Here is a 21208-nt window from a genome sequence, read left to right on the forward strand (position 1 = left end):
CTCACCACCGCCACCGCATCCCGTGAATTCCAGGCCCCTGCCCGGTCCTGATGACGTGCACCGGCACGCCGGACCGCACGCGCGCCTCCGCGGACTCCAGCTCCGGCCCGGCAGGCGAATCCTGCCGGTACGAAACGCATTCCACGGGCAACGCGGCCGGATCGAAACGCACTTCCAGCAAGTGTTCCGCGATCGGCAGCCGGAAGCGCCGGTCGTAGCGCGAATCGGGCTCCTCGTCCCGGAACGCGAACCGGTACTCCACGATCGCCGTCTCGCCCGGCGCCAGCGGGTGGTCCAGCACCAGCTCCGTCACCGAGAACGCCTGCTCCGGCGTCGTCCGCACGATCCCCGGGCGGCAGTACCGCGACGACACCAGCTCCGGCGACTGCCCGGGAGTGAATCCCCGCAGCGCGACGATGCGCACGAAAGCCGGTTCGTCCAGCGCGCGCAGCACTTCTCGCACGTGAAGGCTGCGCATCCGGCCCTTGGCGTCGACCTGCAGCGTTTCGTGCACACTGACCGATTCCGGCGAAGAATCCTCGAACGAATTCAGCACCATCGGAAGCAGGCTGCGGTTCTCCCACAACCGATCCCACCGCGCCGCGCGCGGGGCCGGGCCACCGGTGCGCGGCCGGTCCAGCAGCGCGCGCAGCGTGCCCGGCGGCACGTCCAGCACCGGCTCCAGCAAAGCCAACGCCCGCAACGATTCCGGCCGCTCCGGACGGCTGCGGCCGGTGCGCCACGAGCTGAGCGTGGTCGTGCTGACCGGAACGCCGGACGCCGCGAGCCGTTCGCGCAACCGCGCCAGGCCGAGGCCGCTGCGCTCGATCGCCAGCGAGAGGGCGCGTTCGAACGGGCCCTCGGCCAGTGCCTGAGCCAGCCGCTCCCGCACCGGAGCCGAGGCGAACAACCGCATTTCGCCCCTCCTGGAAAAAACGGACTGAGACGGATTGTCGGCACTGGTTCACCGGTTGGCAACCCGTCGAAAGTCGCGTCGCCGCCGCTTGCCCGCCACGGGCGTTTCGGCGGATTCCGCCGCGGCGGCGCGCTGCTTACGTTCGGAAGCGTCCCCATCGGAAACGTCTCCCAAGGAGCGACATGCGCGCACTCACCCGGGCCCTCGCCGTGCTGACCGGTTCCTGCGCGGTGCTCGGCGCGTTCGCCGTGACCCCCGCGTCCGCGAGCCCCGCCACGCCCGAGGCCCAGCCGTCGATCATCGGCGGCAGCACCGCGCAGAACCCCGGCTACATCACGCGGTTCAACGGCCACGCCAACGGGTACACGTTCTTCTGCACCAGCACGTTGATCGGCAGCCGCTGGGTGCTGACGGCGAAGCACTGCATGTACGACAACAACGGCCGGCGCCTCACGGACATCGACCTGTACATCGGTTCCAACAGCGCCAGCGGCGGCGTGCACGCCAAAGCCTCGTCTACGTACGTCTACTCCGGCGGCGACCTGGCGCTGATCAAACTGAACACCGACGGCGGCAGCACGTTCGCCCGCCTGGCCAGCAGCTCCAACGACGCGCAGGAAGGCGACAGCGCCACCGTGTACGGCTGGGGCGCGACGCAGAGCAGCGACGAGGGCCACCACCAGTCGAGCGTGCTGAAGCAGGCCGTGGTGACGATCTCGAACACCCAGGACAGCGACAACGCCGGCGGGCCCGCGATCACGGCGAGCACGCCGAACGGCGCGGTGGCGGGCGGAGATTCGGGCGGCCCGATGGTGGACGACGGCGTTCAGGTCGGCGTGTGCTCGACGAGCGACCGCTCCAGCGTCACGACCTACGGCAGCGTGGCCGCGGGCCGGGACTGGATTCAGCAGGTCTCCGGGGTCTGATCGGCGCGGCCCGGGCCGGAGGGGCCGTGCGTATCCCCTCTGGCCCGGGCCGGTGTGTTCAGCCCCCGGATTCGCGGGAAAGTTCGGCAAGCTTGTCCAGAATTCCGGCGCCGTCGCCTAACGCGTCCCGGTCCCTCGGGGAAATGCGCCACCACACGACCCCTGAGACGACCCTGCTCGGCGGAAGAACGACCAGGTCTCCCGGTGCCAGGACCTCGACCCCGGGCGCCGGTTCGCGGTCCACGCGGAGGCCGGGCTCGACGAAGAAGTACGCCCCGTGCGGCGACAGCGCCACCGGCCCGAGCGGCAAGCCGCCACCGAAGGCGGCCAGCGTCCGCCAGCCGAGGTGGGTCGGAGTGCGCAGGACGTCGAACCGCCGCCCGACCGGCGCGAGAATCGCCTGCCGATGCGTCGACCACCACTCCGAGATAACGCGCCGGTCGACGCTCGCACCGGACGGCGACACTGCCGTCTCCCGGCCGCCGAGCAACTCGAGAGTGACGGGATCCCAACTGGTCAGCCCGTCGCACACCGGCCCCGGCAACACCGCCCAGCCCCGCTCGGCATAGTGCTCGGCCGCCGCGCGCAATGAACGCAAGGCGGCCCCGTGGTCCCCGGCCAAACAGCGCGAACGGCTGCCGCGCGCAACGAGGGTCATCGCGAGAATCCCTTCCGAGAGATCACGCCCCGGCCCGCGGTTCACGGTGGACTGCGCGCGACGAGCGGGAATCGGCTGCCGGAATGCCACCGACAACCATGGAACCGCGACGTGTCCCAGACCAGCCGGAAAACCGCCCGGTAACCGGCAGTAAACCGGGAGCTGCCGGGCGAGCGGGGCCGTCGCCACCAGCCAAACCGGACGCCTTGGCGGCTTCGTCGGCTTGGCGGAAAGCGGAGTGCTGTTTCGGCCGGGACGAAGACATCCCCCGGCGCCGTCTGCCGCAGTGGCCTGAATCCGCGGGCCCAGGTCCGCGACCACACCGGTCCGGCCTGCTGCCTCCGGGCGCGACGATGGCCAGTTCCAGGAATTCGCGCGGGAAATCGGCATGGCTGTTCGCCCCGCCGAACGCCTCGGGTCGACCACGCCTTCAGCCTGATCGACAACCTCGGGCAAACCCGGTGGAGGCGTGAGCCAGGTCATAGTTGAGGTTGACCTCGGGTCAGGGTGGAGGCTCGTCCCAGCGGCACGAAGCCGCCCCGGCAGTACCGACCCGCAGGAGCGAATCACCATGACGATCCCCTTTTCCGGCCAGGACAAGCACGTCGCCCTCGACCGTCCCGAGTTGCGGCGGACGCTCGAGGAGATCGTCGATTCCGGCTTCGTCGGGGTTTCGCTGCAGGTACGGGACGGCCGAGGCGAGTGGGCCGCGAGCGCCGGGGCGGCGGAGCTGGGCGGGAGCGCGAAACCGGCGATCGACGGGCATGTCCGGATCGGCAGCAACACCAAGACCTTCACCGCGACCCTGGTGCTGCAACTGGTCGCCGAGGGCCGGATAGCGCTGGACACCCCGGTGGCCAGCTGCCTTCCCGAGTTCGGCCTGGACGAGCGGATCACGGTGCGGATGCTGTTGCAGCACACCAGCGGGCTGTTCAACTTCACCGGCGAGGTCAACGAGGACGGGACGTTCGCACTGGGGGTTCCCATGCCCTACGGCCCCCAGGGCGAGGAGTGGCTGAACCGCCGGTTCACGACGTACCGGCCGCAGGAACTGGTCGAACTGGCGCTGGCCGGCCCGGCGCGGTTCGAGCCGGGGACGGGCTGGAGCTACTCCAACACCAACTACGTGCTGGCCAGGCTGCTGGTCGAGAGAGTCACCGGCCGTTCGGCGGCCGAGGAGACGAGGCTGCGGATCGCGGAGCCGCTCGGGCTGTCCGGCACCTTGGTGCCCGGCGACGCGGAGATCCCCGCGCCGCACGCGCACGCCTACTACCGGCACGGGAACGCCAGTGAGCAGAAGACGGTCGACATCACCCGTCAGGACCCCTCCTGGGTGTCCGCCGGCGGCGACATGATCTCGACGGTCCAGGACCTGGCCACGTTCATCTCCGCCCTGCTGGGCGGCAAACTCCTTCCGGCCGATCTCCTGGCCGAGATGTGCGCCCCGCATCCGACGGGCATCCCGAACATGGAGTACGGCCTGGGAGTGTTCGTGCTGACCACGGAAACCGGCGGCACCGTCATCTCCCACAACGGAGCCCAAGGCGGCCACGCGGCGCTGATGTACAGCACTCCGGACGGAAGCAAGACCCTGACCGCCGCCCTGAACTGCGTGGACGACGCCAGCATGTCCGTCGCCGCAGCGTTCCAGAGCGCCCAGCAGAAGCTTCTCCGCGAAGTGTTCTGAGGGGACCCGGGCCATGCCGCACGAGCACAAGGCAGGCTGAGCGGATGAAGAACGGGGTCACCATCGGGCAGGCGGCGGCATTCGTCGGCGTCACGGTGAAAACGGTGCGGCACTACCACAAACTCGGCCTGGTCGCGGAGCCCGAACGCGACAGCTCCGGGTACCGGCGGTACGGATCGGGCGAGCTATTGCGTCTGGTCCAGGCCCGGACCCTGGCGTCGGCCGGAGTGCCGCTGGCCGAGATCGGAGCCCTGCTCGACGCCGACGCCGCCACGCTCGCCACCGCGCTCGCCGACGTCGAACGGCAGCTCACCGAACGGATTGAGGAACTGACCGAGCGACGCGACCTCCTGGGCCGCCTCGCCGACGGCGACCGAGCGCTGCTGTCGGACCGCGCCGCGGCGCTGCTGGAGCGGATGCGCGACCTTGGCTTCCCCGCACCCGAGGTGGCGGCGGCCAGGGAAGGATGGGTACTGGCCAAAGCCCTTGCGCCCGAAGGCTTCGACGACTACCTCGCCGATCTCGAACACGCCCTCGACGACCCCCGCTACGTAGCCTTGATCAAGCGTGGCGCCGAAGCCGCGACCTGGGAACCGGACGACCCGCGGGTCGACGAACTCGCCACCGCGATGGCCGAGCACTTTCTCGCCAACCCGGCGCACCTGAAGATCGTGACCGGCCTGCAGGCCCGCACCGAAGCCGCGACCCGGTACCAGTTGATCGCCCACCACGGCGAAGAACAGGGCTCGGCGGCGGCGAAGGGCCTTGCGCTGGTCGAGGCCAAGCTCCGCTCCGCCGGTGTCCGCATTCCCCGGCCGGGTTCCCGCTGACTGCCTCGGGTCTTCCGGCCACGAGCCAAGGTGACGAACGAGGTTGTGCGGGTCGATACGGCCGAGAGACGGTCGATCTCCCGTGCCGGAGCAGAACCATTCCTGTCGGCCGGATGTGGTGGCTCAACCGGGCGGATGGCCTGAAGGCCTTTCTCTGCCCCGACTGACCTCTCCCGAGCTTCTCGATGCCTATTCCCCCACACACGCATTCGAACTGGGAACGGCCTCGTGACCGCTCCCAGTTCGAATGTGGTCAGCTTTCCGGGGTAACCGCTACGATTTTGATGGTCCACGGGCAGTACTGCTTCACTTTCCATTCGCCCGCGTTGCTGACTTCGTGCGGCTGGCCGTCGCACGCTTCGGCGGTGCTGTCCGCCCACTGGAAGGTGGCGGGGTCGATGTGCCAGTCATATCCGGTGTTGACGCCGGAGGAACCCCGGACAATGTCCCCGATGGGAATTCCCGGATGCGTGGCCTGGCCGTTCATGAGTCTGACCGCCTGGTCCGCGTCGGCCTGCTTGAGCAGTTCGACCCGGTAAATGTCGCCGCTGGAGAAAACCTGGATCGTGGCGATGTAGGCGCCGTCCTGCCGGGCGTGCGCGGCCGCGATCGCGGGCCCGGTTCCCAGCAGCAGCGCGCTTGTGGCCGCCGTACCGGCCAAAACCGCAGTGAGCTTGCGCATGTGCAATTCCTCCCTGTCGTCCCTCTCGGGGCGATTGCCGCCCGTGTCCGACGGTAGCGGCGGCCGGCCGGGGAGGAATCAGGTTTCCGTGCACTTTCGCTGCATATTCGTCCCGACAATAAGAGCCGTCAGAGTTGCCCGTTTCGCGATAGCGCGACTAGAACAATTCCACGCGGACAGATTTTCAGCCCGCCGGGCAAGGGGGCACCGGCAGTACCTGTACCGGCTGGCCCTCCCCGCCGCCCGCGCAGCGACCTAACCTGCGGTAACCGGCCCCTGCTGAACAGCGGGAGCACCAGGCCGGACGACCTTTACCGAAGGAGCACTTTCCAGTGCAGAAACGCACACTCGGACAGCACCTCGAAGTTTCCGCCCTGGGACTCGGTTGCATGGGCATGAGCTTCTTCTACGGTTCGACCCCGGACCCCGCCGAGATGACGAAGCTGCTGCGGGCCGCGGCCGACCTCGGGGTCACTTTCTTCGACACCGCCGAAGTCTATGGTCCTTTCACCAATGAAGAGCTGGTCGGCCAGGCGCTGGCGCCGGTCCGCGACCAGGTGGTGATCGCCACCAAATTCGGTCTCAAGCACGGAGAGGACGGGCCGACCCCGGCCTCGGGGCTCGACAGCAGGCCCGAGCAGATCCGCCGCGTGGCCGAGGCCTCGCTCCGGCGCCTGCAAACGGATCGCATCGACCTTTTCTACCAGCACCGCGTCGATCCCGACGTGCCCATCGAAGAAGTAGCTGGCACGGTCAAGGAACTGATCGCCGAAGGCAAGGTCAAGCACTTCGGCTTGTCGGAGGCCGGCGTGACGACGATCAGCCGCGCCCACGCCGTGCAGCCCGTGACGGCGCTGCAAAGCGAATACTCGCTCTGGACGCGAGAGCACGAAGCCGAGATCATTCCGGCTTTGGAGAAGCTGGGCATCGGCTTGGTGCCCTACAGCCCGCTCGGAAAGGGCTTTCTGACCGGCACGATCGACTCTCGCACCTCGCTGGCCGACAACGACCTCCGCCGCATGCTGCCGCGCTTCACTCCCGAAGCCCGGCAGGCCAATCAAACCCTGATCGGCTTGCTGCGGCAGATTGCCGACGACAAGGGAGCCACACCGGCCCAGATCGCTCTCGCCTGGGTGCTGGCGCAGAAGCCGTGGTTCGTGCCGATCCCCGGAACCACCAAACTGCACCGCCTGAAAGAGAACCTGGGAGCGGTCGATGTCGAATTGACCTCCGGCGACCTGCAACGGATCGAGGCGGCCGCGGCCGATATCCACGGCGAGCGCGTCCCCGAGGGATTCAAATCCATGTTCGGCCGCTAAGCCCGGCCAATTCTGCACCGGCCCAGCATCTCCTCGTTCCGCGGGACCGTGATCCGCTTACCGCACAACGAGACCGCCCAGCCGATCATGTTCCTCAGACATCGAGTCCCAGAAGAAACTCTCCGGTGGCGCGAATCCGCTCATGCCTGGCTCGACATCGCCGATTCCCCTTTTGCGGCAAGGGGTCGCGAGAGTCGAGCCGGGCGTGTGCGGGCGCCGGCATGCCAGGCCCCCCACGACCGGACCTGATCATCCCCCGGCCGGCCGTCTCGATACGATCAGGACCGTGCCCGCCGAGCCGACCGCCCGCGAACTGGTCGACCACTTCGGCCAGATGACCGCCGACGACCGTTTCCAGGCGCTGCGGCTGCTGGTCCCCGGCTCCGGGGATTCGCCGGTGCTCGAACCGTTCCTGCTGTCGACCGCGAACGACGTCGCCGAGGACGACCTGGTCCGGATCGAAGCGATCCGGGCGATTCCGCTGCTGGACTTCGCCGAGCCCGCTCTTGCCGACCGGTGCCGGGATGAGCTGCTCCGGCTCGCCCGCGAGGACGACGACTGGGACGTCCGCAACGCCGCGGGCTGCGCGGTGTTCGATTTGCCCGGCGCCGAAAGCAGCGTGGAGCCGATGCGTGCGGTGCTGTCCGCCGAACCGGAAGAGTTCGTGCGCGCCAACGTGTCCGCCGCGATCACCTTGTTCCTCCGGCGGCGCTGAGCCGCCGCGAGAAGCCAGAAAATGAATATTCCCATTCACCCGGCCCCGTCAGCCATCAAAAATACTTATCCGACAACAATACCGGCCGGTACCGACTTGCGATAACCGCATTGATTCCAGCACTGGACAGCGTTTTTAGTGCCGATTACACTCGGCCGCACGAAACATAATCCACAGCGGCCTGAACCTTCCTTAACCACCTTGGGTCTTTTGTCATACACATTGCACATCAAAATGGTTGCGAAAGAGCCAACTCCGCCGTCGGGCGGTTACGCCGAAATCACGTCATGCGATCGTGACGGCATGGATCGCACCGAATCCCCGGTCGTCCGTCCCCGCCCTCCGGACGAAACAGGGCAGGCGTTCGCCGACGTGATGGCGGAGTTGACCGGACGGCAGCACGTTCCGGTCGACAGCAACTTTTTCTCCGATCTCGGAGCCAATTCGCTCATGATGGCGCAGTTCTGCGCCCGGGTGCGCAAGCGGCCGGAACTGCCGTCGGTGTCGATGAAAGACGTGTACCGCACCCCGACCGCCGCCGGGCTCGCGACCGCCGCCGTCGCCGAGTCCGCCGAACCCCCTGGGCGCGCCGCGGAGCAGCCCCCGGCGAGACCGGCCGGAGTGCGGCGAAGAGCAAGCCCGCTGGAATACCTCGGCTGCGGAGTGCTGCAATTGCTGCTCTTCGCAGCTTATTCGTTGCTGGCCGCGGAAATCCTCGGCATCGGCGCGGACTGGCTCATCGCCGGCTCCGGAGTGCTGACCTGCTACCTGCGTTCGGTCGCCTTCGGCGCCGCGGTGCTGCTCGTCGGAGGCACGGTCCCGATCGCGCTCAAATGGGTCCTCGTCGGCCGGTGGACGCCGAGGGAGATCCGCGTGTGGAGCCTGGGCTATGTCCGCTTCTGGCTGGTCAAGACCCTCGTCCAGCGGAACCCGCTGCTCCCGTTCTTCTCCGGCTCTCCGCTCTACTCGCTGTACCTGCGGGCGCTCGGGGCCAGGATCGGCCACGGCGTGACGGCCTTGTCGGCATTCGTGCCGGTGTGCACCGACCTGCTGACGATCGGCGAAGGCACGGTGATCTGCAAGGACACCTACTTCACCACCTACCGCGCCGAAGGCGGAGTGCTCCGGACCGGCCGGGTCGACATCGGCGCGCACGCCTACCTCGGCGAGATGTCCGTGCTCGACATCGACACCCGGATCGGCGACAACGCGGAGCTCGGGCATGCCTCGGCGCTGCACCCCGGGCAGGCGGTCCCGGACGGGGAGAGCTGGCACGGCTCGCCCGCGGTCCCGGCGGCCGTGCAGTACCGGCGGGTCGAGCCGAGGGCCTGCGGCGGCGTCCGCCGGGCCTGGTTCGCCGTGCGCCAGCTGCTGTTCGCGGTCCTCGTGGCGATCCCGCTGGCGCTCGGCATGCTCTACCTGCTGCTGGTCGCCGCTCCGCAGCTCAACCCGGTCCTGGGACTGGGCTCGGCCGAGCTGGACTTCACCGACGCGAAGTTCTACGGCAAGGCCCTGATCGTCTCCGCGATTCTGTTCGCCGGCGTGCGGCTGCTCAGCTTCGCAGTCAGCGTCACCGTGCCCCGGCTGCTCAACCCGCTCCTCAAACCAGGCGAGACCTACCGGTTCTACGGCCCGCGCCACGCCGCGCACCGGGTGATCCGGCGGCTCGCCAACACACGGTTCTTCAAGGACGTCTTCGGCGACAGCGCGGCCATCGTGCACTACCTCCGCAGCGTCGGCTGCAAGATCTCCAAGGCCGAGCAGACCGGTTCCAATTTCGGGCAGCAGGAGAAGTTCGAAAACCCGTTCCTTTTCGCGACCGGGGCGGGCACGATGGTCGCCGACGGGCTGTCGGTCCTCAACGCCGAATACACCAGCACTTCCTTCCGCCTGTCCCGGGTGCGAGTCGGGGCGAAAAACTTCCTCGGCAACCACATCGCCTACCCCGCCGGAGCCAGGACCGGGGACAACTGCCTGCTGGCCACCAAGGTTCTGGTGCCCCTCGACGGCCCGCTCCGCTCGAACGTCGGGCTGCTCGGCTCGCCGAGCTTCGAAATCCCGCGCTCGGTCGACCGCGACAGCCAGCTCGGCCATCCGGGAACCCCGGCCGAATTCCGGCGCGGGCTGGCGGCGAAAACCCGGCACAACACGGTGTCCATGCTGATGTTCGTGCTGTACCACTGGCTGTTCACCTTCGGGCTGATACTGCTGGCCTGGGCATCGAAGATCTACTACGCCAAGCTCGGCGCGCCGCTCTTCGCGCTCGACGCGGTCGGCATGACCCTCTACAGCGTCGCGTATTTCGTTGCGGTGGAACGGATCGCCGTCCTCGTCCGGCCGCTGCGCCCGATGTCGTGCTCGATCTACGACCGGCGGTTCTGGCGGCACGAACGGTTCTGGAAAGCGGCGTCCGCGACCGAGCACATCCAGTTGCTCAACGGCACCCCGTTCAAGGCGCTGGCGTGGCGGCTGCTGGGAGCCAAGGTCGGCCGCAAGCTGTTCGACGACGGCTGTTTCATCGCGGAAAAAACACTGGTGCGAATAGGAAACGACGTCACGCTCAACGCCGGCTCCATCGTCCAGTGCCATTCACAGGAGGACGGCGGTTTCAAGATGGACCGCATCGCCATCGGCAATGATTGCTCCGTCGGCGTCAGCGCCTTGGTGCACTACGGCGTGAGAATGGGCCAGGGCTCGTCGCTTTCCGCGAATTCCTTCCTCATGAAGGGCGAAGAGGTCCCGGAAAACGCCCGCTGGGGCGGGAATCCAGCACACGAGGACCCGGCCGGGCCGCCTCGGCAGCATTCGCTCGCCGGTGACAAACGCGGGCAGGACTGTCGTTGACCTGGCGAGAACCAGGACCGATAACGCGGCCAATCCCGTCCGCGCAGCCAAGTTTTCTCGTCGTGCGAGCGAGAGTGATACCGTGTCCGGCGGCGGTCGAAGGAATTGACGCGGCACAAGCCCGCTCTCGAATCCGTTCCCATCGATTCCGCCGCGGATATCACGCTGGCGTCGCGCCCTTGCCAGATCCAAGCCCTTCGGTTCCGCTGCGCGTAGCGGCCAGCATTTCGGGCAGCGAACGACGGTAGCTGATTGTTATTTCGTCGTCTGGTTGGCTGAGCTGCGTGCTGTCGAGGGCGTCGACGGCTCCCAGCCAGCGCGGGAGCCAGGCTTCGACGGCGTCTGACCGGGCAAGCAGCGGCGAGTACTCAATCCGGCTGCTGAGGCTGTCGTCGGCCACGGTGACCTGGAGCCAATGCCACGCCGCATCAGGCCGGCGGGCCGCGGCGACCGCGACGCCGTCGGCGAATTGGGCCACGGAGCGCTGGATCAGCGAGGCCAGGCTCGGTTGCCGGTCCAGCCGGGCGAACTGGATCGTGGACGCGATCTGTTTGTCGCCGGCCAGGTATGCCGGCCGATCGAGCGCGTCGCCGACTTGCGCGGCGTCGATGTCGCGCACCCACTCCGAGCGTCGCCAGCACAGATCCGGCAGGCCCGGCGTGGCGTCGTCGGCCGGGAACGACGGCCGGTACACGCCGGTGAACAGCGCCCTGTCGCCAGTGTCGACCAGCAGCGTCAGCCACGGCTCGAACACCACCGTCTCGCCTTGGAAGCCGGCGCTGAGCACAATGATGTCGGCGAGTTTGGCCAGCGCTACCGGGACTGGAACGAGGTGACGTGGTCGGCCGCCCGCATCAACCCGACCAGCCCGACCACGTTGGCGAAACTGTCGTAGATCTGCTCCGCGGGCATCGACTGCCCCGCCATCTCACTGCCCGCCTTGCATGGTCGACAGGACCGCCTTGGTCACGTTCGTGGCCGCTGTCGTGGCGTCGCTGCCGGGCGTGCCCTGGATCAGCACCTGCATCTCGGTTTGATCCGACACGCCGACCAGCATGGTCGCCTGGCCTTGGCTGCGGCGATCCGCGGTGTTGGCCAGCACGGCCGGGAAACCGCTCACGACCGTCGGCTCGAAGTAGCCGTCTTTGTAGTATCCGGACGCGTTTTGCCGGTAGGCGTTCGTTAGGCCGTTCTTCACCGTGGTCAGAAACGTCGCGCTGACGGCCGTGTAGCCGTCGCTTAACCGCCACCCGCAACCGACGGAGCTGGACGCTTTATCAGCCTCAGGCTGGCTCAACTGCAACGCGGACAGCTGCGCTGACGTCAGCATGCTGCACGGATCCGCAAGGAACTTGTCCACATTGACCGGAGCGGGAACCTTCGGCGCCTCGGCAGTTTCGCTCCCCGACGAAGAGGGCGAACCGCTTCGACTGGCACCGGAAGGCGTCGGACTTGCCGTCCCCCGCGTCGGTTCGGAACACCCGCTGACCGCAACAGCCACCGCGCCTGCAATGCCGATCAGGGCCACACGAAATCGAGAGAGAGTCACAGATATCCTATTGATAGATTCCGCCAGCAGCGGGATTTCCGGGATTCAGTTTTCCAAGAGCTTCCGCGGCGTCGGTGTCATGCCGCACGTGGGCTCCGTTGGCCTTTTTCACCGCGTTGATGTAAGCATAATCGGTCCGCCGCATCGACACGTTGTGGTCGATCATTTTCCGGCGTGAACTCTTCGCGCCAGTCGAGGAGCCGGGCGATCTCGTCGACCAGGGACAGGGCAGAGGTTTCGGTCATCGGCTCTCCCAGAGACTGGAGGGGACAGGCGAGAGCGCCTGACCTCCTGGTGTCAGCATCGTGTCTTCGCCTTGGTGTCCTGGGGGATATTGCCCGATGCCTTGGGTGATTGTCGCGGCCAGGGTGCCACTGGGCTCCGGCGACGTCGCTGCCGCTTTGGCGGACACCGGGCGTGACCGGCGAACAGCGCCACGCCCGAGCCGAGTTCTCGGTCCGCGTGTCGGCTATTTCAGTCAGCTCGTACGCCGAAGGATGCGGAAATCACCGGTAGATACCTTCACAGTTGCGGATTCGTCATTCATCGTCTTCTGCTCTCCCGGAAAAAGCCCGCCAGTTCCCCGCGCCGCGCCGCGGAAGACGCCGTTCAGACAGGCGCGGGACCGGTCCCACAGGGAAAGCGCGTCGAATCGGGCCCGTTTCCCGGCGAGTTCGGCCGGCCCCCCTCCGCCAGCGCCACCGTGTCGGCTTCGCACCTCGGCGGGCAACCGCACCTGCTTCGACGGGAACCAGGCGAGCAGCGCGCGTACTAATAGGCCAGCACAAGTCTTCCGCCAGGAGCGGACCCCGCTCCGGAGAGAAGCATCAGCAGCAGGCGATTCTCCCGGCACGCCCGGTGTTCCAAAGACCAGCCGCCGCTCGGGTCACCAGTCCTGGTCTTTGAGCATCTCGCGCAGTTTGGCCAGCGCGCGATGCTGGGTGACGCGGACGTTGACCGCCGAAATGCCCAGCGCCCGCGCGGTCTCGTCGGCGGTGTGGCCGACCACGATGCGCAGCGTCAGGATCTCCTGCTGGATCGGGGTGAGCCGGGCGAGCAGCGCCTGCAGGGTGCTGCCCAGGTCGAGGCGCAGCGCTTGCGTTTCGGGCTCGTTTCCCGACACCTCGACCTCGGGCACCTCGGCGAACGGCTGAAGCCGGTCGCGCGCCGCGGCCCGGTAGGCGTCGGCCACCTTGTTCGCCGCGATCGCGAACACCAGGCTCAGGAACGACCCGCCGCGGTCCTGGTAGACGGGCAGCGACCGCAGGACGGCGACACACACCTCCTGGGCGACATCGTCAGCGGACACGTACCGCAGATCCCGCCCGCCCATCCGGGCCCGGCAGTATCGCGTGACCGCCGGACGAAGAATCGCGAGCAGGCGGGCGATCGCGATCTTGTCGTGGTCCCTGGCCGCGAGCAGCAGCGAGTGCAGTTCCTCGTCGGCCAGCCGCCCGGAGGCCCGGGGAACTGCCGCCTCCGCGACGGGATCGTCGAGCACGGAAACTCCGGCGCCGGGCTGGAACTCAGGACGCGACAAGACGCCGACGCCGCGGGAACCGGCCGAACCGCTGAAGCCCTGCTCGTCTGCCGCCACGGTCGTCCCCTCGCCCCGCACACCCGTCCCTGCCGCTACGAGCGTGCCGGACGAGCACCGGCACCGGCAGAGACATGCGGCCCGCGAACGGGGACCAAAGTCACCTCGCGAAAATCGCCGGCTGGTCCTCGGGGAGGAATTCCGTTCCGGGCGTGCCGGCCGCAAGAGGCTGCCGTGCGTGTGCCGCTCGCGTCCGCGCGCTGCTCCTCGTACGTGTCCGGACCGATGCGAATCGGTCCGGACGGTCCTGATTCCGGCGGGTTTACGTCGGCGAGGGTCCCCAGCGGGGGAAGATCGGGGCGTGATGCCGGACTCTGTTGATTTCGAAGCGGTGTTCCTGGCCGCGCCGTCGCCGACCGCGGTGTTGTCGCGGGAATTCGTCATCCTCGCGGTCAATGACGCTTACGAGGCGGTTTCGGGCCGCCGCCGGGACGATCTGCTCGGACGAGACGTGTTCGCGGCGTTCCCGGACGATCCGCAGAACCCGCGCGGGGCCCGGGCGCTGCGCGCGTCGCTCGAGCGGGTGCGGTCCACCCGGCGACGGCACACGATGCCGCTGCAGCGTTACGACGTCGAGGTCCCCGAGCACCCAGGCGTCGTGGAGCAGCGTTATTGGAGCCCGGTCAACGCACCTGTCCTCGGTCCCGACGGTTCGGTGCGGCTCATCCTGCACCGCGTCGAGGAAGTGACGGGTTTCCTGCGTCAACTGCGCGCAGCCGGGCCCGAACCGGAGACCGGGGAGGTGCAGGCGATGCAAGCCGAGGTGTTCGCGCGCAGCCGGGAACTGCACCAGGCGAATCAGCAGCTCGCCGCGGCCGCGGACATCTCCACGGCGCTGCTGGCGGACGTCGCGCCTGCCGAGGTGCTGAACCTGATCGCGGCCCGGGCGCGCGAGATCGCCGAAGTCGACCAGACGCTGCTGCTGGCGCCCGACGACAACGGAGAGCATCTCGTCACCGCGGCCGCGGCCGGCGCGCAGTCGCAGGCGTACCGGACGCTGCGGTTGCCGCTCGCCGGAGGCTCCAGCTCGGAACCGCTGGCCGTGCGGGTCTACCGGACCGGCGAGTCGGCGATCAACGAGAACGCCGCGCAAGCCGGCCGTGACGCCGGCCTGGGCCCGGAGGTCGCCGTGGGCTCGGCGCTCGGGGTGCCGCTGGGGTCGCCAGACGCGGTGCGCGGCGTCCTCGCCGTCGTCAACGAACCGGGACGCACCGTCGCCGCGCGCCAGGCCGTGCGATCGCTGGAGCTGTTCGCCGCGCAGGCGGCGATCGCCTTGGAACTGGCCGAGCGAAGGTCGGACGCGGCGCGTTTGTCGCTGCTCGACGACCGCGAACGGATCGCCCGCGAGCTCAACACGTCCGTGGTCGCGCGGCTCTCCGGCATCGGCATGGAACTGACCGCGGCGCTGAAGCTCATCCAGCGTCCGGCCGCGGCGGAGCGCGTGCACGACGCGGTCGAAGCACTGGACCACGTCATCCGGCAGCTGAACTCCGCCGTCTTCGCGGTGCCGGACGACCCCGCCCCGCAACGCCACCTGCACCGGCGGATCCACGATCTCGTCGACAGCGCCGCGGCGACGCTCGGCGTCGCCACCACGACCCGGGCCGACAGCCGGCTGGACACCGCGCTCGGCGATCAGGCCGCGGCGGCATTGCTCGAAATGCTGAAGACCGCATTGTCCGATGTAGCGGGCCGTCCCGGTGCCCGGCACGTCCTCGTCATCGCCGAACTGCGCCCCGAACCGGCGCCTGGCCGCGTGTACGCGCGAGTCGAGGACGACGGAACTCCAGCGGCACCGGCCGCGCACAGCACACGGTTCGGCGGGGACTTCGCGACCGCCGCCCGCGCGGGCGGCGGCACGGTGGTCACCTGGCAGCTGCCGCTCGCAGAGACGGGCCCTTCGGACCGCTTCGGCTGACCTGCCGGATCGACTCCGCCGAAAGCGGTTCACGCGCGGAATACCGCCCAGGGCCGGATCAGGCCGCTTCGTCCGCCGGGGAACGCCTCGGCGGGATCGGACGGCTCCGCACCGATGCCGTACCTCCTGGCCGGGGCGAGCCGGGTCGATCAACCGGGTCGCTTCCGCGCGGGCGCGGCGGCGGAGATCTCGTGTCCGGCGAGCCCGAGGTCGACGGCCCGATCAGCGTCGCGCCGTCGTCGTGTTCCCGGGTCACGTCCTTGCTGGTGGTCAGGGATTGGCGCCCGCAACATCGCCGTCGCCAGCCTCGGAGTGGGGATCCCCCGCCCGCCGAAGTGCGTCAGGCTGCTCGTGTTCGGGTGTCCGTACGGGCAACCGGGCTCGTCCGGCCAAGCGGACTGGGCAACCCCCGGAATCCGTTGTCGGACTACCGCCGGAGGCTCTCGCGTTCGGTGAAGAGATGCCCCATGCGTTGCTGTTTCGCTGCCAGGTAACGAAGATTCGCCGTCGTGGCGCCCACCGTCAACGGAAGCCTCCGCAGGACGGAAATCCCGCCCGCTTCCATATCCCGGATCTTCCCGGGATTGTTGGTGAGGACCTGCGTCCGCGCAATCCCCAGATCCCGCAGGATGGCCGCCGCAGCCCCGTATTCTCGTGCGTCGGCCGGTTCGCCCAGGCGGAGGTTGGCGTCCACTGTGTCCAGTCCGCGGTCCTGAAGCTCGTACGCGGCCAGCTTTTTCGCCAGCCCGATGCCCCGGCCCTCGTGCCCGCGCAGGTACACCAGCACCCCGCCGTCGCGGCTGATCCGGGCGAGGGCGGCGTCGAGTTGCGGGCCGCAGTCGCAGCGGGTGGAGGCCAGGGATTCGCCGGTCAGGCATTCGGAGTGCACGCGTACGGTCGCCTCGTCGCCCGGTTCGCCGCGGATGAGCGCGACATGGTCGGCACCGGTGCGCAGGTCCAGATAGCCCACCGCGCGGAAGCGGCCGTACCGGGTCGGGAGTTCGGTTTCCGCGGTTCGCACCACGCGCGGCTGTTCGCCGACGGGAAGAGGATTCCGCAGCCGATAGGAGATCAGCTCCTCGATGCTCAGCGCGGGCAGATCGAACCGGCCCGCGAGTTCCTTGACGCCGGGGCCGCGGAGCATCGATCCGTCGTCGGCCACCAGTTCCGCGATGGCCGCGACCGGTGGCACGCCTGCGAGCCGGCACAGATCGACCGCCGCTTCGGTGTGTCCTGGCCGCTCCAGGACGCCGCCGGGTCGTGCGCGCAGCGGGAGGACGTGGCCGGGGCGGGTGAAGTCCGCGGCGCCGGCCGTCGGGTCGGCCAGCAGTCGCAGGGTGCGGGCGCGATCGGCGGCGCTGATTCCGGTGGTCACGCCGGTTTTCGCGTCCACCGTCACGGTGTAGGCGGTGCCGCGCGCGTCCTCGTTGTGCTCCACCATCGGCGGCAGCCGGAGGTCCGCCGCTCGGCCCGGGGTGATCGGGGCGCACAGCAGTCCGGAGGTGTGCCGCACGGTCCACGCGACCCAGTGCGCCGACGCGGCGTGCGCGGCCAGCACTGCGTCGCCCTCGTTCTCGCGGTCGGCGGCGTCGGTGACGAGCACCGGCCTGCCCTCGCGCAGCGCGTCCAGCGCCATGGTCATTCGGTCCATGACGCCAGTATAAGCATGCTTACGTTAAATGAGCATGCTTACTATTCGCCGCGCTCCATCTCGCGCAGCTCGCCCTCGACGACAAGGGCGGCCTGGCGCAGCTGACGATCTGCGGCGACGATCTCGTCCCGGCCGAGAACCGACCCCAGGGTGTCGCTGATCCGCAGCACCTCGGCGTCCATCTCCTCAAGCGCGGCGAGACCGGCCTTGGTGACCTCGAGCGACAGGGCCCGCTCGCTTTCCGGGTGCGCGCCGCGGGCGACGAACCCGCGCTTCTCCATCTGGGTCACGATGCGCGTCATCGTCTGCGGGCGGGCGTAGCACCGCCGGGACAGCTGGGCCAGCGTCAGATGCGGCCGGTTGGCCAGGATTCGCAGCGCTGTGTAGCTCGACAACGTCATGTTCCACCGCCGCAGCCGCGCGTTGCCGATCCGCGAGACCGCGCGCTCGAACCGGAACACGGCGTCGATCAGGGAGGACGCCTCGTCCATGCCGGTCTCCGCGCGCGCGGGCGAGCGGCCGTCGTCGAACGGGTCTACGTAAGGCAAGGGATCGGTCACTCCCGCAGCGTAGAGCGCCGGGCGCGGATGTGCGTCAGCATGCTTGCATTCGTATCCGCACGCTTATATGGTTTAAGCATGCTTACATCATCACGGTTCCGCTCCGCTTTGGGGAATTTCCCCAGCGGCGTCGTGGCGATCACCGGACGGGACGAGGACGGACGCCCGGCGGGCCTGGCGGTTTCGTCGTTCACGTCGGTCTCGCTCGATCCGCCGCTGGTGGCTTTCCTGCCCGGCAAGACGTCCTCGACGTTCCCGGTGCTCGCCCGGCGCGGCACGTTCTGCGCCAACGTCCTCGCCGCCGGACAGGAGGACGTCTGCCGTGCGTTCGCGGTCTCCGGCGGGGACAAATTCGCCGGCGTCGACTGGCATCCCGGGCCGAACGGCGATCCCGTGCTCGACGGGGCCGTCGCCTGGATCGCCTGCACGATCGAGGCCGTGCACGACGCCGGCGACCACCACCTCGTCCTCGGCCGCGTCGACGACCTGGCCGCCGACACCACGGCGGAGCCGCTGCTGTTCTTCCGCAGCCAGTACCACCACCTCGCGGCCTGAGCCGCGCCCGCGTCAGTCAGCCCCGACCTCAACGGAGAGGCACGTCATGACCACACCGGCAGAAGCGAGACGCACGACGCTCGCGGCCTCGATCGGCAACACCGTGGAGACCTACGACTACGCCGTCTACGGGTTCCTCTCCGCCGTGCTGGCGAAGGTGTTCTTCCCGGCCGCGAGCACCGGCGCGGGCCTGCTGTCGTCGTTCGCGGTGTTCGGCTCGGCGTTCTTGGCGCGGCCCGCGGGGGCCTTGGTGTTCGGCCCGATCGCGGACCGGCACGGCCGCCGCCCCGCGCTGGTGGCGTCGCTGCTGCTGATGGCGGGCGGCAGCACGCTGATCGGCCTGCTGCCGTCGACCGGGACGATCGGCGTCGCCGCGCCGATCCTGCTGGTGCTGTTGCGATTCGCCCAAGGGCTGGCCGGCGGCGGCGAGTTCACCACGGCGATCATCTACGTCGCCGAGTTCGCCCCGCCGCACCGGCGCGGGGCGCTGTCGAGCCGGGTGCAGGTCGGCAGCCTGGCCGGATTCCTGCTGGGCGCGGTCGTCGTGCTGTCGCTGAGCGCCGCGCTGACTCCGGCGCAAATGCTCGTGTGGGGCTGGCGGGTGCCGTTCCTGCTGGCCTTTCCCATCGGCGGGATCGGCCTCTACCTGCGCAGCCGGTTCGGCGAGACGCCGGAGTTCCTCGACGCCCGCAACCGGCCGTCCGCCCCGGACCGGTCGGAGGACCGGCAATGGTCCTCGGTGCTCCTGCTCGTCGGCGTGTCGGTGCTGCACATCGTCGGCATCTACATGGTCTACACCTATGTGCAGAGCTATCTCATCCAGCTGCGGCTGTCCCCCGTCGCGGCAACCGCGGTGATCGCGTTCGCGCTGCTGGTCGGGGTCTTCCTCGTCCTCGCGGGCGGCCGCGCCGCAGACTGGCGAGGCCGTCCGAAAGTACTGCTGGCGTCCTCGCTCGCGGTGCTCGTCGTGAGCTACCCGCTGTTCGCCGCGCTGGCCAGCGACCCTCCGCTGTGGCTGATCGTCGTGTGCACGGTGGCGCTGTCGGCCGGTCCGGCGTTCTACTCGGGCGTCGCGCCGATCACCTACGTCCAGCTCGTTCCCGTGCGCCGGCGCGGCAGCCTCGTCGGCATCTCCTACAACGTGACTGTCGGCATCCTCGGCGGTTCGGCGGTGTTCATCTGCCAGGCGCTGGTCGAGCTGACCGGCGACCGCCGCTCCCCCGCGTACCTGCTGCTGGCCGCGGCCGCCGCCAGCGCGCTCGCCGCGTTCGCGCTCACCCGCCGCGCGGCCCGCACCCCCGCAGCTTCCCCGTCCGCCCTTCCCCTGACCGCGGAGTCCGGCTCATGACCACCTTGCCCCTGACCGACGCCCACCATCTCGTCGTGGCCGCCATGACCCAGGCCGGGCACACCCCGGACGAGGCCGCCGTCATCGCCGAACACCTGCTCGACTGCGAACTGCGCGGGCTGACGTTCGGCGGGCTCGCCCGCGCACTGTCCATTGTGGAGCGTATCCGCGCCGCGGACGGGGCTGCGCACCCGATCCGGGTGCTCGCGGAAACTCCGGTTTCGGCCGCTCTCGACGGCGGCGACCAGGTGGGCTACCTCGTCGGCATGCGGGCGCTCGACCTGGCGGCGGAGAAGGCCCGCGCGCACGGAATGGCCGTCGTCGGCGCCCGCAACACCTGGTACACCGGCATGTTTTCCTACTACCTGGAGAAGGCGGCCGCGGCCGGGCTCGCCGGGATGATCGCGGGCAGCGGGCCCGCCGTCGTCGCCCCGCAGGGCGGCACCGAGGGCAGGTTCGGCACCAACCCGATCGCGTTCGGATTCCCCGCGTCGCCGACTCCGGTCATCTGGGACATCGGCACCTCCGCGGTGATGTACGGCGACGTGGTGCTGAAAGCGCGGCTCGGCGAAAAACTCGAAGAGGGCCAGGCGTTCGACGCTTCCGGGGCGCCCACCCTCGACCCGGCGGCGGCGCTGGGCGGCGCGTTCGGCGTGTGGGGCGGGCACAAGGGTTCCGGGCTGGCCATGGTGGTGCAGTTGCTCGGCATGATGAGCGGCGCGGCCGCGGCCCCGCCGGGCATCTCCGACTGCGGGTTCTTCGTGCTGCTGGTCGATCCGGCCACGCTCACCGACCCGGACGACTACCGCCGCCGCGTCAGCGAGTACGCCGCGTCGATCCGGGCGACCCGGCCCGTGGAAGGGGGCCCCGCCGTCCGCGTGCCGTTCGACCGGTCCGCCGCTTGCCGCGAAGAAGCGTTGCGGCGCGGCACGATCGACGTTCCGGACGCGGTGGTCACGGCTTTGCGGAAGATCGCGCATGAGTGACCGAGCAGACGACTTCCGGATCGGCCCGTCGCCGTCGGGACGGCTGTTGTGCGGCGGCTGCGCCCCGGACGACCGGTGCCGCCTCGGCGTCGAGATCGCGCACGCCGGCGAAGTCGCGACGACGTTCGACGTCGTCTGCCCGCGGCACTGGTGCGGTGGTCCCGAGGTCGCTCACGGCGGCTGGACCGCGGCGGTGTTCGACGACGTGCTGAACACCGCCGCCCTGCGCCGCGAAGCCCGGCTGGTCACGAAATCGCTCCACATTTCCTACCACCGCCCAGTTCCGGTCGAACGACCGCTCACGGTGACGGCGCGGATCGACAGCCACGACGGCCGGCGCTGGGACGTCTCCGCGCGGATGACCCTCGCCGGCGGCACCGTCGCACTGGCCGCCGCCAGCGCCGAACTCCGCACCCGGCGGCCCGACCACTTCGCCAGGCATCAGGCCTGGCTGGCACACGAATAAG

Annotated in this window: 20 protein-coding genes; 11 read left to right on the forward strand and 9 right to left on the reverse strand. The window is 69.2% G+C overall.

The genetic code is table 11. The features are described 5' to 3' along the window. Nucleotide 1: 1 nt before the first annotated feature. Nucleotides 2–916, reverse strand: a complete 915-nt coding sequence (locus tag ACZ7OI_RS20195; protein ID WP_470265721.1) for a hypothetical protein — start codon at nucleotides 914–916, stop codon at nucleotides 2–4. A gap of 182 nt (nucleotides 917–1098) precedes the next feature. Between ACZ7OI_RS20195 and ACZ7OI_RS20200 the strand changes: the two genes are divergently transcribed. Further along, nucleotides 1099–1842 carry a S1 family peptidase gene (locus ACZ7OI_RS20200; protein ID WP_470265722.1) on the forward strand — a complete coding sequence of 248 codons (744 nt, stop codon included), beginning with the start codon at nucleotides 1099–1101 and terminating at the stop codon, nucleotides 1840–1842. 58 nt (nucleotides 1843–1900) lie between these two features. Here ACZ7OI_RS20200 and ACZ7OI_RS20205 read toward each other — a convergent pair whose 3' ends face one another. Continuing rightward, entirely contained in the window at nucleotides 1901–2500 is a 600-nt protein-coding gene (locus tag ACZ7OI_RS20205) for a bifunctional DNA primase/polymerase (RefSeq protein ID WP_470265723.1), read from the reverse strand. A gap of 571 nt (nucleotides 2501–3071) precedes the next feature. Between ACZ7OI_RS20205 and ACZ7OI_RS20210 the strand changes: the two genes are divergently transcribed. Both ACZ7OI_RS20210 and ACZ7OI_RS20215 read left to right on the forward strand, forming a co-directional pair. Then, entirely contained in the window at nucleotides 3072–4187 is a 1116-nt protein-coding gene (locus ACZ7OI_RS20210; RefSeq protein ID WP_470265724.1) for a serine hydrolase domain-containing protein, read from the forward strand. Nucleotides 4188–4231: 44 nt separating this feature from the next. Further along, nucleotides 4232–5017: a MerR family transcriptional regulator gene (locus ACZ7OI_RS20215; RefSeq protein ID WP_470265725.1), complete on the forward strand. Its 786-nt coding sequence runs from the start codon at nucleotides 4232–4234 to the stop codon at nucleotides 5015–5017. Between the two features lie 253 nt (nucleotides 5018–5270). On the opposite strand, the gene ACZ7OI_RS20220 is transcribed toward ACZ7OI_RS20215, so the two are convergent. Then, complete coding sequence (locus tag ACZ7OI_RS20220) at nucleotides 5271–5699, reverse strand: BP74-related protein (protein ID WP_470265726.1); 429 nt, start codon at nucleotides 5697–5699, stop codon at nucleotides 5271–5273. A 332-nt stretch (nucleotides 5700–6031) separates the two neighbouring features. On the opposite strand from ACZ7OI_RS20220, the gene ACZ7OI_RS20225 reads away from it, so the two are divergent. From ACZ7OI_RS20225 to ACZ7OI_RS20235, 3 genes are all read left to right on the forward strand, one after another. After that, nucleotides 6032–7018 carry an aldo/keto reductase gene (locus ACZ7OI_RS20225; protein ID WP_470265727.1) on the forward strand — a complete coding sequence of 329 codons (987 nt, stop codon included), beginning with the start codon at nucleotides 6032–6034 and terminating at the stop codon, nucleotides 7016–7018. Nucleotides 7019–7304: 286 nt separating this feature from the next. Continuing rightward, nucleotides 7305–7733 carry a hypothetical protein gene (locus ACZ7OI_RS20230; RefSeq protein ID WP_470265728.1) on the forward strand — a complete coding sequence of 143 codons (429 nt, stop codon included), beginning with the start codon at nucleotides 7305–7307 and terminating at the stop codon, nucleotides 7731–7733. Nucleotides 7734–8036: 303 nt separating this feature from the next. Then, nucleotides 8037–10577 (forward strand): Pls/PosA family non-ribosomal peptide synthetase, encoded by a 2541-nt coding sequence (locus ACZ7OI_RS20235; RefSeq protein ID WP_470265729.1) that lies wholly within the window; start codon nucleotides 8037–8039, stop codon nucleotides 10575–10577. Nucleotides 10578–10737: 160 nt separating this feature from the next. Here the strand turns inward: ACZ7OI_RS20235 and ACZ7OI_RS20240 are convergent, their stop codons facing one another. From ACZ7OI_RS20240 to shbA, 4 genes are all read right to left on the reverse strand, one after another. Beyond that, nucleotides 10738–11364, reverse strand: a complete 627-nt coding sequence (locus ACZ7OI_RS20240; protein WP_470265730.1) for a hypothetical protein — start codon at nucleotides 11362–11364, stop codon at nucleotides 10738–10740. A gap of 141 nt (nucleotides 11365–11505) precedes the next feature. Further along, a complete protein-coding gene (locus ACZ7OI_RS20245) occupies nucleotides 11506–12105 on the reverse strand; it encodes a DUF3558 domain-containing protein (RefSeq protein WP_470265731.1) in 600 nt (199 codons plus the stop codon). Between the two features lie 98 nt (nucleotides 12106–12203). After that, complete coding sequence (locus ACZ7OI_RS20250) at nucleotides 12204–12371, reverse strand: hypothetical protein (RefSeq protein WP_470265732.1); 168 nt, start codon at nucleotides 12369–12371, stop codon at nucleotides 12204–12206. Between the two features lie 641 nt (nucleotides 12372–13012). Next, nucleotides 13013–13627, reverse strand: coding sequence for an RNA polymerase sigma factor ShbA (gene shbA, locus ACZ7OI_RS20255; RefSeq protein ID WP_470265993.1), 615 nt, complete (start codon nucleotides 13625–13627; stop codon nucleotides 13013–13015). Between the two features lie 400 nt (nucleotides 13628–14027). Here shbA and ACZ7OI_RS20260 point away from each other — a divergent pair, with 400 nt between their 5' ends. Next, nucleotides 14028–15641 (forward strand): sensor histidine kinase, encoded by a 1614-nt coding sequence (locus tag ACZ7OI_RS20260; RefSeq protein ID WP_470265733.1) that lies wholly within the window; start codon nucleotides 14028–14030, stop codon nucleotides 15639–15641. Nucleotides 15642–16068: 427 nt separating this feature from the next. Here ACZ7OI_RS20260 and ribA read toward each other — a convergent pair whose 3' ends face one another. Continuing rightward, nucleotides 16069–17292, reverse strand: a complete 1224-nt coding sequence (gene ribA / locus ACZ7OI_RS20265) for a GTP cyclohydrolase II (protein WP_470265734.1) — start codon at nucleotides 17290–17292, stop codon at nucleotides 16069–16071. A gap of 41 nt (nucleotides 17293–17333) precedes the next feature. Next, nucleotides 17334–17852: a MarR family winged helix-turn-helix transcriptional regulator gene (locus ACZ7OI_RS20270; protein WP_470265735.1), complete on the reverse strand. Its 519-nt coding sequence runs from the start codon at nucleotides 17850–17852 to the stop codon at nucleotides 17334–17336. A 78-nt stretch (nucleotides 17853–17930) separates the two neighbouring features. On the opposite strand from ACZ7OI_RS20270, the gene ACZ7OI_RS20275 reads away from it, so the two are divergent. From ACZ7OI_RS20275 to ACZ7OI_RS20290, 4 genes are read left to right on the forward strand one after another with little or no spacing between them, the layout of a single operon-like run. After that, nucleotides 17931–18407: a flavin reductase family protein gene (locus ACZ7OI_RS20275; RefSeq protein WP_470265736.1), complete on the forward strand. Its 477-nt coding sequence runs from the start codon at nucleotides 17931–17933 to the stop codon at nucleotides 18405–18407. 46 nt (nucleotides 18408–18453) lie between these two features. After that, entirely contained in the window at nucleotides 18454–19755 is a 1302-nt protein-coding gene (locus ACZ7OI_RS20280; RefSeq protein ID WP_470265737.1) for an MFS transporter, read from the forward strand. Beyond that, nucleotides 19752–20741: an Ldh family oxidoreductase gene (locus ACZ7OI_RS20285; RefSeq protein ID WP_470265738.1), complete on the forward strand. Its 990-nt coding sequence runs from the start codon at nucleotides 19752–19754 to the stop codon at nucleotides 20739–20741. The genes ACZ7OI_RS20280 and ACZ7OI_RS20285 overlap by 4 nt, the downstream gene beginning before the upstream one ends. Beyond that, the gene (locus ACZ7OI_RS20290) at nucleotides 20734–21207 is read left to right on the forward strand and encodes a PaaI family thioesterase (protein ID WP_470265739.1); all 474 of its coding nucleotides are present in this window, start codon (nucleotides 20734–20736) and stop codon (nucleotides 21205–21207) included. The genes ACZ7OI_RS20285 and ACZ7OI_RS20290 overlap by 8 nt, the downstream gene beginning before the upstream one ends. Nucleotide 21208 lies beyond the last annotated feature (1 nt).

The sequence above is a fragment of the Amycolatopsis sp. NPDC114503 genome (genome assembly GCF_055633655.1).